The sequence below is a fragment of the Lutibacter sp. genome, assembly GCF_046055765.1.
GTDB lineage: Bacteria > Bacteroidota > Bacteroidia > Flavobacteriales > Flavobacteriaceae > Lutibacter.
On sequence record NZ_JASFZF010000124.1, the window covers coordinates 1 to 12982 of the forward strand.

Sequence of the window (12982 nt, forward strand, 5' to 3'; positions counted from 1 at the left end):
TGATGAAATATTAAAAGTAAATATTCCCACTGGTATTCCTTTAGTTTATGAATTAAATGAAAATTTTAAAGTTAAAGCTAAATATTATCTTGGAAATGACGATGAAATTAATAAAGCTATGAACTCGGTTGTAAATCAAGGTAAATCATCTAAATAAAATCATACTATGGTTAACCCATTGTGTATTATGATAAAATTTCGTCAATTTCTTTAGATTAATATACTGATAAAATTAACTAATATAAATTGAGTTTATAAAACATATTTTTTTAGATTTTATAGTTTAGTTTCCTTATTTTTTTTCGTAAATTTCAACATAAATCATTTCTATGAAAATATTCCATATTAGTGCTGAATGTTATCCAATAGCAAAGGTTGGAGGTCTTGCTGATGTAGTAGGTTCTTTGCCTAAATATCAAAATAAAAAAGGCGCTATTTCTCAGGTAATTATGCCTTTTTATAATAATAGTTTTAATACTAAAAATAAATTTTTAACAGTTTATGCATCAAAACTTGAGTTAGGAACAACTAGTTTTAATTTTAGAATTCTTAAGCTTGATAAAAGAAATGTTGGATTTGATTTATTTGCGGTAGACATTCCTGAACTTTTGTTTGATAACTATGTGTATTCTGAAGATGATACAGAACGCTTTTTAGCTTTTCAAATTGCAGTTTTAAATTGGATGTTAACTTGGAAAGAAAAGCCTTCAATACTACATTGCCACGATCATCATACTGGTTTAATGCCATTTATGATGACACAATGTTATAATTATGAAATTTTATCAAATATACCTACAGTATTAACAATTCATAATGCACAATATCAAGGATGGTTTTCACATGATAAAGTAGATTTAATTCCTAAATTTAATTTTGATAATGTTGGTTTATTAGATTGGAATGGCTCAATAAATCCACTGGCGGCCGCTATAAAATGTGCTTGGAGAGTTACTACTGTTTCTCCAAGTTATATGGAAGAATTAAAGGATTCAGCAAATGGATTAGAAAATTTATTAAGAAGTGAAAGAGCTAAATGTTTTGGTATTTTAAACGGAATTGATTTAGATGTTTGGAATCCTGAGACTGACACTTATATTGAAAAAAAATATAAAATTAGCTCAGTACAATCTGGGCGAAAAGGTAATAAAAAATGGTTGTGTACTAAATTTAATTTAGATATTGAAAAACCATTGTTTGCTTTTATAGGAAGATTAGTAGGAGAAAAAGGTGCCGATTTATTTCCTGAATTATTTAAAACTGTACTTCAAAAAAATAATATTTCAATACTATTATTAGGATCAGGAAATAAAGAAACAGAGCATGAATTGAATAAATTAAAGGAACAATTTAAAGGTTCATATAATGCTTTTATTGGTTATGATGAAAAGCTATCTCATATTATTTATGCGGGTGCAGATTTTTTATTAATGCCCTCAAGAGTTGAGCCTTGCGGATTAAATCAACTATATGCTTTAAGATATGGAACAATTCCAATTGTTAGAAGTATTGGAGGCTTAAAAGATACTGTGATTGATATTTCGGAAGAAAATGGTTTTGGAATTTGTCATAAAAATACTTCGGTTGATGATATGGCTAAAGCTATAGAAAGAGGAAACAATTTATTCAATAGCCAATTACAATTTAAAAAAATAAGAAAACAAATTATGAAAATAGACCATTCCTGGGATGCGTCTGCAGAGACATATATAAATTTATACAAATCTTTAAAATCTTAGCAAATGATAGGTAAAAAAGTACTCGGAATAATATTAGGAGGTGGACAAGGGTCAAGATTATTTCCATTAACTGAATCTCGATCTAAACCAGCAGTTCCAATTGCAGGGAAATATAGATTGGTGGATATTCCAATTTCAAATTGTATCAACTCAAATATTAAAAGAATGTTTGTTTTAACGCAATTTAACTCTGCATCTTTAAATCGTCATATTAAAACAACGTATCATTTTAGTTTTTTCAGTTCTGCTTTTGTTGATGTATTAGCTGCTGAACAAACTCCTGGAAATAGTAAATGGTTTCAAGGAACAGCAGATGCTGTTAGACAAAGTATGCATCATTTTTTAAGACATGATTTTGAGTATGCTTTAATTTTATCGGGTGACCAGTTATACCAAATGGATTTTGAAGAAATGGTTGAAAAACACGTTAAAAGTAAAGCTGCAATTTCCATTGCAACGATTCCAGTTAATGCTAAAGATGCTACTTCATTTGGAATATTAAAAACAAATGATAAAAATAGAATCACTTCTTTTATTGAAAAACCAACTGCAGAATTACTTCCAGATTGGACCTCAGAAGTAAGTAATGAAATGAAATCTGAAGGTAGAAATTATTTAGCTTCTATGGGAATTTATATTTTTAATAAAGAGTTGTTGGTTAAATTGATGAATAATCCTGAGACTAATGATTTTGGAAAAGAAATTATTCCACAAGCAATTGAAAGTCATAAAGTTGTAAGTTATCAATTTGAAGGTTATTGGACTGATATTGGTAATATTGAGTCATTTTTTGAAGCTAATCTTGGTTTAAGTGACGATTTCCCAAAATTTGATTTGTATAGTAAGCAAAAACGTATTTATACCCATGCAAGAATGTTGCCTACAACTAAAATTTCAGGTACAACTTTAAATAAAACAGTATTTGCTGATGGATGTATTATAAATGCAGGAAAAATTGAACATTCTATTATTGGAGTTCGTTCTAGAATTGATCAGGAATCAACAGTAATAAATACCTATATGATGGGAAGCGATTATTATCAGCCATTGGAAGATATTTTAAATGAGAATATTGTATCTATGGGAATAGGAAAAAGATGTTTTGTTAAAAATGCTATTTTAGATAAAAATAGTTGTATTGGTGATGATGTTAGAATTAATGGAGGTAAGCATTTAGACGATACTGAAAATGATTTGTATGTTGTTAGAGATGGAATTATTGTAATTAAAAAAGGAGCTATTATTCCTAATGGATTTAATATATGATAAAAGTTAAAACATATAGTTTATTTACTGATTTTGATATAGATTTATTTAAAGCAGGAAAACATTACAAACTGTATGAAAAATTTGGAGCTCACTTAATAACTGTTGACGGAGTTAAAGGAACTTATTTTGCTGTTTGGGCACCAAGTGCAAAACAAGTTTCGGTAATTGGAGATTTTAACCATTGGGTTGATGGAGAATTAAAGCTAAATGTTCGTTGGGATTCTTCTGGAATATGGGAAGGTTTTATTCCATTGGTTGATAAAGGAATGGCCTATAAATATAAAATCCATTCAAATAATAATGGATATATTTCAGAAAAGTCTGATCCTTACGCTCGAAGATATGAGCACCCGCCTAAAACAGCTTCCATAGTGTGGGAAGATAATTATAAATGGAAAGATAAAAGTTGGCTTAAAACGCGTAAAAGTCATAACGCTTTAGAAGCTCCATATTCAGTTTATGAAGTACATTTAGGTTCTTGGAAAAGACATGTTGAAGAAGATCGTTACTTATCTTATTTTGAATTAGCAAAGGAATTGGTAAATTATGTGGTAGAAATGAATTTTACACATGTTGAGTTTATGCCAATTATGGAATACCCCTATAATCCATCTTGGGGATATCAAATAACGGGTTATTTTGCTCCAACTTCACGCTTTGGATATCCTGAAGAATTTAAATATTTAGTTGATAAATTACACGAAAAGGGTATTGGAATAATATTAGATTGGGTTCCTTCTCATTTTCCTGAAGATGCACATGGATTAGGATATTTTGATGGTTCTAATTTGTATGAACATCCTGATAAAAGAAAGGGCTACCATCAAGATTGGAAAAGTTTAATTTTTAATTATGAGCGTAATGAAGTACGTTCATTTTTAATAAGTAATGCATTATTTTGGTTAGATAAATACCATGTAGATGGCTTAAGAGTTGATGCTGTAGCATCAATGTTATTTTTAGATTACTCACGTGAAGAAGGTGAATGGGAACCAAATATTTTTGGAGGTAATGAAAACTTAGAAGCAGCTTCATTTTTAAGAGAATTAAATGAAGAAGTGTATAAATCGTTCCCAGATGTTCAAACAATTGCTGAAGAATCTACAGCTTTCCCAATGGTTTCAAAACCAACTTCAATGGGTGGTTTAGGATTTGGAATGAAATGGATGATGGGTTGGATGCATGATACTTTAGATTATTTTAAGAAAGATCCAATTTATAGAAAGCATCACCAAAACGAGATTACATTTAGTTTAACGTATGCTTTTACTGAAAATTTTATGTTACCACTTTCTCATGATGAAGTTGTTTATGGGAAAAAATCTATTTTAGGTCGTATGCCAGGCGATGAATGGCAACGATTTGCAAATCTTAGATTATTGTATGGCTTTATGTTTACACATCCAGGGGCAAAATTACTCTTTATGGGTAGCGAGTTCGGTCAATATGAAGAATGGAATTTTGAAAAGAGTTTAGATTGGAACTTGTTAGATTTTGAACCACACCAACAAACAAAAAAATATTTTGCAGCGTTAAATAAGTTATATAAATCCACACCAGCACTTTATGAAAAAGGATTTAGTCATGATGGTTTTGAATGGATAAGTTATGATGATGTTGAAAATTCGGTTATTTCCTTCATTAGAAAAGGGAAAGATGAAAAAAATGATATAATTGTAGTTTGTAATTTAACACCAAACACATTAAAAAATTATAAGATAGGAGCTCATAAGAAAGGAACATTAAAAGAAATATTTAATAGTGATTCAAAAGAATTTGGGGGAAGTGGAATTCTAAATTTAAAACAAATTACCATTAAAAAACAACATTGGAATGACAAAGAATATTCAGCTGAGTTAATTTTACCACCATTAGGAATATCTATCCTTCAATTAAAATAAAGGATTTAAAAAGCATCAATTTTTTTACGGTAAACAATGATTGTAAATTTATTAATTTTAGTAGGTTTGCATTTCGTTTTAAAAACGATAGTTTATGATTTTAAATACTGAATTAGAATATAAAGGAAATTTATTTCCTTCAAAAATAATATCTTATAAAAAGGATGTAGATACATTATATTTTACAAGCGATAATGGTGTGGTTTTACAGGTGACTGTTGAGCGTGACAGTGTTTTACGCTTTAGATTTACGACAACATCAATTTTTGAAAACGATTTCTCATATGCAATTTCCCAGTATGCAAGTAAAGGATTTAATAAACTTGAGGTCTCTGAAGATGATGAAAATTATATATTAACAACGTCGAAATTAATTTGTCATATATCAAAATTAGATATGCGAACTTCAATTTTTGATGCTAAAGATAAAACATTAATTAGTCAGGATGAATTGGGTTTTCACTGGGAGGAAAGCCACGAGTATGGTGGAGATATTGTTAAAATGTCAAAATCTACTTTTGATGGTGAAAGTTATTATGGATTGGGTGATAAACCAGTTCAAAATAATTTAAAAGGGAAGCGTTTTGAGAATTGGGTAACAGATTCATATGCATTTGGAAGAACTACAGATCCTATTTATAAAACGATTCCATTTTTTATAGGCTTGCACCACAAAAAAGCTTACGGTATATTTTTTGATAATACATTTCGTTCCTTTTTTGATTTTTGTCACGAACGTAGAAATATTGCAAGTTTTTGGGCACAAGGAGGGGAAATGAATTATTATTTTATTTATGGACCTAATATGTCTGATGTGGTTTCTAACTATACAGATTTAACTGGAAAGCTTCAAAATCTTCCTCCACTTTGGGCTTTAGGTTATCATCAATGTAAATGGAGTTATTACCCAGAATCTAAAGTTAAAGAGGTTACTAAAAAATTTAGAGAGCTGAAAATTCCTTGCGATGCAATTTATTTAGACATCGACTATATGGATGGTTTTAGATGTTTTACTTGGAATAAAGAGTACTTTCCAGATCCAAAAAGAATGGTAAAAGAATTAGCTGAGGATGGTTTTAAAACTATTGTTATTATTGATCCAGGAATTAAAATTGATAAGGATTATAGTGTTTACCAAGAAGGGTTAGAAAAAGATTATTTTTGTAAAAGAGCAGATGGGCCATATATGAAAGGTAAAGTTTGGCCTGGAGAATGCTATTTTCCAGACTTTACAAATCCTGAAGTTAGAGAATGGTGGTCAAATCTTTTTAAAGAATTAATTGAAGATATTGGAGTAAAAGGTGTTTGGAATGATATGAATGAGCCTGCAGTAATGGATGTGCCAGGAAAAACATTTCCAAATGATGTGCGCCATAATTATGATGGAAATCATAGTAGCCATAGAAAAGCTCATAATGTATATGGAATGCAAATGGCAAGAGCCACTTACCATGGTTTAAAAAAATTCTCATATCCTAAAAGACCATTTGTAATTACAAGATCAGCGTATAGTGGTACTCAACGTTATACATCAACTTGGACAGGTGATAATGTTGCATCTTGGGAACATTTATCCATTGCCAATGCTCAAGCACAAAGAATGTGTATGTCTGGTTTTTCTTTTGTTGGATCAGATATTGGTGGTTTTGCAGAACAACCCAATGGAGAATTATTTACACGTTGGATTCAATTAGGAGTTTTTCATCCATTTTGCAGAACACACTCTTCTGGTGATCATGGAGATCAAGAACCCTATGCTTTTGATAGTAATGTAACCAATATTGTAAGAAAATTTATAGAAATTAGATACCAACTTTTACCATATTTATATACCGCATTTTGGAGGTATGCTAATGAAGGTATACCAATTTTAAAGTCGCTAGTTTTATTTGATCAACAAGATTCTCACACACATTATAGAAATGATGAATTTATTTTTGGCGAAAAAATATTGGTGTGTCCAATTTTAGAACCAAATGCTAAAGGAAGAAGAATGTATTTTCCAAGAGGAAATTGGTTCAGTTTTTGGGATGATGAATTAGTTAAAGGAGGTGAAGAAAAATGGGTAGATGCAGATATAGATAGTCTTCCGATTTATATTAAAGAAGGTGCAATTATACCAAAATATCCTGTTCAGCAGTATGTAGGCGAAAAAACTATTGACGAATTGAAGTTGGATGTGTATTATAAACTTGGAAAAGAAAAATCTCAAGTTTATGAAGACGCTCATGATGGTTACGATTATAAAAAGGGTAGGTATAGTTTAAGAAACTTTACATTTGTTGGAAAAAAAGACGCTGTTATAATTCAGCAATATAAATCAGGTAAATTTATTACTGAATACGATACGTTTCAACTTAATTTACACGGTTTACCATTTAAAATAGAAAAAATTATGGTAGATAGCGAAGAATTTGATATGAAAAAATTAATAATTAAAGACAATACGCTAATTGTTAGTAAAGAATTTACGGATATAAAAATCCTAGGAAAAAAATAATAAGCGTATTAAATTTTCTAAAAACAAAAACTCCTCACTTCGAGGAGTTTTTTATGATTAAAAGTAGAATTTATAGTAATAACCTGAGTTTGACATAAAGACTTCTGATTATTAGTCATTTATAAATTCTATAGTAAAAATGGGTGTCATTCCTGCGAAGGCAGGAATCTAAACGCATCCTATTTATGGATTCCTGCCTTCCTTTAGATTAGCAAAACAACTATAAACGCACTAATTCAACAATTTGTATTATTTTACTTATATCGAACTCTCGTTACTAGTTTCTAAAAAATACGATTGGAATTTTAAGCACCGTACTTATGGCATTTCCATTTTTAAATGCGGGTTTCCAACTGGGCATATTAGCAACAACTCTTTTAGCTTCTTTATTAAGAATTTTATTAACACCTTTAACAATCTTTACATCAGATATTGCACCATTTTTTTCAACTTTGAAGCAAACAATAACTTTTCCTCTAGAACTTGAAGTTCTTGAATTTCTTGGGTACTTAATGTTTTTTGTTAAATAGTTAGCTAAACCTTTATTTCCTCCAGGGAATTCAGGTTGAGAATTAATTATTTTTGAAGTTGCTGGTAGTTCGATAGTTGCTAATTCTGCAATATTTTCTGTGTAAGCTAATGCATTCTGTGCATTAATTTGCACTGTTAAAAAAACAAAAATTATTAGAATTAAAGTAGTTTTCATTATAATTTTATTTAATAATTATTCCATTGATTTGGTTTAATTATGTTGTGTAAATTATCTACTACAAATTTCGTTATTAACGGTATTACCTAATATGACAAATGTCATATTACTGTAATTTACATTATTATTAAAGTTTTTAATTTTTAATTAAAAAGAAAACCCGTAATGAATAATTTCATTACGGGTTTTCTATGTAAAACTTATGTTTCTTACAGAATTATAAGTTTATTTTAGTACAAAGTTTAATCTTGCAAACAAGAAACGACCACCAACACCAAATTGTTGTGCTCTTCTTGACCAGTCAAAACGACCTGAACTTCTGTTAGTACCACCATCAGAAAATTCTATAGCAGCTCTATCTGGTTCAATATCAAATAAGTTGTTTGCACCAACAGTAATTGTGGTGCTTTCAGATACTTTATAACCAAAAGATAAGTCAGTAACTACTTTAGTTCCAAAAACTTGTTGTCTATCTAAATCAGTTGTAGCTTCAGTAACTTCACCAAAATAAACGTTTCTTAAGAAAATATTAAACTTATCAGTAGTTAAACTATGAGATAAGTTAATTTTAGTACCAGGTACGGCTTCTTCTAAATAAACTCTACTACTTTCATCAAAATAAGTATCAACTTTACCTGCGTCAATTAAAACTTGAGAGGCATGAATATTACCAACTCTATTAGTTTTAGAGAAGGTTGCAGCCAAATCAGTTTTTAATTTTGCATTATCTCCTAACATAGCATCATGTGTAATTACGATATCTAATCCTCTAGATTCAGTATCAATTGCATTAGCAAAGAAAGCGGCAGCACCAGCATTTGCTTGAGCTAATAAGTTATCCAATTCAGTCCCTGTTCCAGGTCCTGAGAATCTACCAGTATAAATTACTCTATCATCAATACCAACCCAGTAACCATCAACTGTTAAAGTTATATGAGCTTCAGGCATTTTAGAAGTAAATCCAGCACTTATACTTCTAGAAGTTTCTTCTTTTAATTGAGGAATTCCTAATAATTTAGCAGCTCTACTATCATTAGAAAATGTTCCAACTTCTATTGGATTACCATCTTGATCAAAAATTGTAGATGTTGAGTTAAAGTTTAATTGGTGTAAAGAAGGTGCTCTAAAACCTGTGTTAAAGGCAGCTCTAATATTGGTATTTTCACCAGCTTTAATTCTAGTAGCAATTTTAATATTTGTTGTAGAACCAAAATCAGAATAATCTTCATAACGCACAGCTCCACTTAATAAAAAGCTTTCAGTAATATCTGCTTCTACATCTAAATAACCAGCAACACTACTTCTACCACGAGATAATTCGTTTGCAGGGCTAAATCCAGGGAATACTTGAGACCCACCTGGTCTTGCTCTATCAAAGAAATCAACTGAAGGATCTTGGCTTGGTGTTGTAATAACTTGGCCATCTGCAGTAAATTGTGCATAAGAACCAAGTTCACCAGCATAAATTTCATAAGTTTCCACACGATATTCAGCACCAAAAGCTACATTTACACCTGACATTGAGTCTTCGTAAAATTTGCTAATATCTAAATTAGTCGTGTTTTGTGCGAATGAGAATCCACCAGCATCAAAAGTTGTTGGAGATGCACCTTGCATAGACGCATTAAATGTATTCCCAATAGTGTATAAAAATTCGTTTTTACCATAAGAATTACTAAAATCTATATCCCAATCAGATACTTTACCTTTAATACCCACAGCAAATGACTTATCAGTAATTGTTGAGTTAATTTCAGGTAAAAAACCATTGATATAAGCAGGAGTATAGGTTCTATTTTGACTAGGTAATCTGTAAAAACCTGCAGAATTACCTTTTCTTGAACTTAAACCAACAAAAGAGTATAATTCAGTTCCATCATCATTTAATGGTAAAGATAAGTTGGCAAAGAAACGACCACCACGTAAACCAGATTGACCAACTCTCATATTATAATCACTTCTAACTTGATTACGTGCTGTTAATTCAGCAGTTGTATTGTCAGCAATTAAAATATCTTGTAATTCAGACTTTGTTGCTCCCAAGTCTAATCCAAAACCAGCTTGATTACCATATTGAATAACATCACTTACATCGTTATCTAATAAATTTGTAATATCATAACCTGCATCATTTGCAATTCTTTCAATAGTATTGTATTTATTAAAAATACCACCTTCAAACTCTTTCATTCTACTGTAAGGATCTCTTACATCAAAATCTCCTGTAAAATTTAAGAAACCACCTTTATCTCCTAATTGTAAACCGTAGTTTGCACTTACGTTAGTTGTTTGTCCATCGTTACCACCAGTTTGGTCGTTAGAGTTTTTAGAGTAATAAGCACCTGTAGTAACATTCAATGTTAACTCATTAGTACTTCTTTTTAATACAATGTTTATAACACCAGCAATGGCATCTGAACCATATTGTGCAGCTGCACCATCACGTAAAACTTCAATACGCTCAATAGCAGCAGCAGGTATAGCATTTAAATCTGTACCAACACTACCACGACCAAAAGTTCCATTTACATTTACTAGTGAAGAATTATGTCTTCTTTTCCCATTGATTAATACCAATACTTGATCTGGACCTAAACCTCTTAAAGAAGCAGGGTCAATGTGGTCAGTACCATCAGAAATTGTTTGAGTGTTAGATGTAAAAGAAGGCGCTACATAATTTAAAATTTGATTTAAATTTACTTGTGGACCAGCTGTAATTAATTCAGTTATATCAATAATGTCTACAGGTACTGCAGTATCAACAGCTGTTCTGTTTGGATTTCTAGATCCAATTACAACAACTTCATTTAAAGAAACACCAGAAACAAGAACAACATTAAAAACTTTTGTTCCATCCATTTGTAATTTCTTGTCATTAAACCCTACATAAGAAAATATAAGGTTTTCACTTGACTCAACTTTAATGATATATTTACCATCAAAATCAGTAGTAGTTCCTCTCGAAGTTCCTTCGATAGTAACAGAAACTCCAGGTAGAGGCTGATTATCAGCATCTGTAACCGTTCCTGAAACTTGATACGATTGTGCAAAAATTGCCATCGTGAATAGCGAAAAAATCGCTAATAAAAAATGTTTTTTTGAATTCATGTACTTTGATTTATGTTAATTAATTTTGGCAATTTATAACAAATATTTAACATTTTAAAGATAAAATGGTATCAATTATTACATATAAAGTATAATATATTAAAAATAGTGTAAAATCATTTACTATTATTTTAACATAATTTCACGGTATATAAGGTATATTTTTTTTTATTTTTGCTTGTAAGAAAATAAGGAATAATTCAACTAAGTAGGTAAATTAATATAATTATGAATAAATTATTATCAAAAAAAAATATATCAAATATTTTATTTGTTTGTGTCATTGTTTTAATGTTATATCCACCAACGAGAGAGTGGGGTATGAGACAAATTGCATTTTCCCCATCTGTAAAAAGTAATGATAATGCTGAAGTTATTAGCACTTACAATTGGGAGCTTAAAGGATTAAATTCAACCAGTATAAATTTTAGTGAATATAAAAATGAGGTTGTTTTTGTTAATTTTTGGGCAACTTGGTGTCCACCTTGTAGAGCCGAACTTCCTATGATTCAAAAATTATATAATGATTATAAGGATACGGTTAAATTTGTATTTCTTACAAATGAAGATTGGACAAAGGTTGATACATTTTTTAAGGATAAAGGATACGATTTACCTGTTTACAATTCTTTAAGTATGCCCCCCCCAATTTTTACAAAGACTAATAGCATACCGGCGAGTTATTTAATAGATAGAAAGGGGCGTATTTTAATTTCTAAAACTGGTGCAGCTAACTGGAATAGTACTAAAGTTAGAAAATTACTTGATGATTTAATTTCAAAATAAAACCTTTAGAATTTTGAAATTCTAAAGGTTTAAACAAAAATTTTCATCATTAGTTTTTTAGGTTTGAAGGCTTTTAAAATCCGTATCTTCTATATTTACTCCATTGTAATCTTTTTGTGTTTTCAAAGTTTATAAATACTACTCTTTTCTTGTTTTCTTGCGGAATGTTTAAATTTAAAGTTGTCATAATAAATTGTTTTTAATTTGTTAGTTTCTATTTAAATGACGTTTAATGATATACTTTGTTACACTATTATGTAATGCAAGGTACTATATTAACAAATATTTAACTAAAGAGCTAAAATTAACGGCGTTTTTATTAAAAGTAAGTGGACTAATACTAAGTAAAAGGTTATATTTCGTCTAAAACTTTAAGAATAATAGAGCAACCTTCAGTAATCTCTTTGTTTGAAATTGTAAGTGGAGGAGTAATACGAATAGCTTTCCCTTCAAATAATAACCAAAATAGCAATAACCCTTTGTCAATGCATTTTAAAATTATTTTTGAAGCAATTGTATTAGATTCAACCATTACTGCTAACATTAATCCTTTTCCTCTAATTTCAGAAATTAAAGGATGAATTAATAACGTTCTAATTAATGCCTCTTTCTGAAGAGTTTGATTGATAAGGTTTGATTTTAATAATTCTATTAAAGTAGCATTTGCTGCTGCTGCAATTACCGGATGACCGCCAAAAGTTGTGATATGACCTAATTTTGGATGATTTTTGAAGCAACTCATTATTTCATTTGATGAAATAAAAGCTCCAATAGGCATTCCGCCACCTAAACCTTTTCCTGCTATTATAATGTGTGGTATCACATTATAATTTTCAAAACCAAAAAGCTTTCCTGTTCGCCCAATTCCAGTTTGAATTTCATCTAAAATTAGTAATGCACCAACTTCATCACATTTATTTTTAACATTTTTTAGATAATTGTTTTTAGGTTCAATAAAACCAGCTCCTCC

At 29.9% G+C, this 12982-nt stretch carries 8 protein-coding genes; 5 read left to right on the top strand and 3 right to left on the bottom strand.

Annotated elements, in window-relative coordinates; translation table 11 throughout:
* Positions 1 to 329 precede the first annotated feature (329 nt).
* From QM495_RS11885 to QM495_RS11900, 4 genes are all read left to right on the top strand, one after another.
* Positions 330 to 1739: a glycogen synthase gene (locus QM495_RS11885; protein ID WP_408672334.1), complete on the top strand. Its 1410-nt coding sequence runs from the start codon at positions 330 to 332 to the stop codon at positions 1737 to 1739.
* 3 nt (positions 1740 to 1742) lie between these two features.
* Positions 1743 to 3005, top strand: coding sequence for a glucose-1-phosphate adenylyltransferase (locus QM495_RS11890; protein WP_408672335.1), 1263 nt, complete (start codon positions 1743 to 1745; stop codon positions 3003 to 3005).
* On the top strand, positions 3002 to 4909 hold the full coding sequence (gene glgB, locus QM495_RS11895; protein ID WP_408672336.1) for a 1,4-alpha-glucan branching protein GlgB: 1908 nt from the start codon (positions 3002 to 3004) through the stop codon (positions 4907 to 4909). Before QM495_RS11890 ends, glgB begins: the two co-directional genes overlap by 4 nt.
* 94 nt (positions 4910 to 5003) lie before the next feature.
* Positions 5004 to 7409, top strand: a complete 2406-nt coding sequence (locus QM495_RS11900) for a glycoside hydrolase family 31 protein (protein WP_408672337.1) — start codon at positions 5004 to 5006, stop codon at positions 7407 to 7409.
* Between the two features lie 277 nt (positions 7410 to 7686).
* Here QM495_RS11900 and QM495_RS11905 read toward each other — a convergent pair whose 3' ends face one another.
* Entirely contained in the window at positions 7687 to 8115 is a 429-nt protein-coding gene (locus QM495_RS11905) for an energy transducer TonB (protein ID WP_408672338.1), read from the bottom strand.
* A 228-nt stretch (positions 8116 to 8343) separates the two neighbouring features.
* Complete coding sequence (locus QM495_RS11910; protein WP_408672339.1) at positions 8344 to 11226, bottom strand: TonB-dependent receptor; 2883 nt, start codon at positions 11224 to 11226, stop codon at positions 8344 to 8346.
* A 228-nt stretch (positions 11227 to 11454) separates the two neighbouring features.
* On the opposite strand from QM495_RS11910, the gene QM495_RS11915 reads away from it, so the two are divergent.
* Positions 11455 to 12012 carry a TlpA family protein disulfide reductase gene (locus QM495_RS11915; RefSeq protein WP_408672340.1) on the top strand — a complete coding sequence of 186 codons (558 nt, stop codon included), beginning with the start codon at positions 11455 to 11457 and terminating at the stop codon, positions 12010 to 12012.
* A 352-nt stretch (positions 12013 to 12364) separates the two neighbouring features.
* On the opposite strand, the gene QM495_RS11920 is transcribed toward QM495_RS11915, so the two are convergent.
* On the bottom strand, positions 12365 to 12982 hold a 618-nt coding region (locus QM495_RS11920; RefSeq protein WP_408672341.1), incomplete at its 5' end, for an aspartate aminotransferase family protein.

What these genes read in the sequence shown, in the direction of transcription:
- QM495_RS11885 (WP_408672334.1), top strand. Translation starts at nt 330, where the DNA reads ATGAAAATATTCCATATTAGTGCTGAATGTTATCCAATAGCAAAGGTT.
- QM495_RS11890 (WP_408672335.1), top strand. Translation starts at nt 1,743, where the DNA reads ATGATAGGTAAAAAAGTACTCGGAATAATATTAGGAGGTGGACAAGGG.
- glgB (WP_408672336.1), top strand. Translation starts at nt 3,002, where the DNA reads ATGATAAAAGTTAAAACATATAGTTTATTTACTGATTTTGATATAGAT.
- QM495_RS11900 (WP_408672337.1), top strand. Translation starts at nt 5,004, where the DNA reads ATGATTTTAAATACTGAATTAGAATATAAAGGAAATTTATTTCCTTCA.
- QM495_RS11905 (WP_408672338.1), bottom strand. Translation starts at nt 8,115, where the DNA reads ATGAAAACTACTTTAATTCTAATAATTTTTGTTTTTTTAACAGTGCAA.
- QM495_RS11910 (WP_408672339.1), bottom strand. Translation starts at nt 11,226, where the DNA reads ATGAATTCAAAAAAACATTTTTTATTAGCGATTTTTTCGCTATTCACG.
- QM495_RS11915 (WP_408672340.1), top strand. Translation starts at nt 11,455, where the DNA reads ATGAATAAATTATTATCAAAAAAAAATATATCAAATATTTTATTTGTT.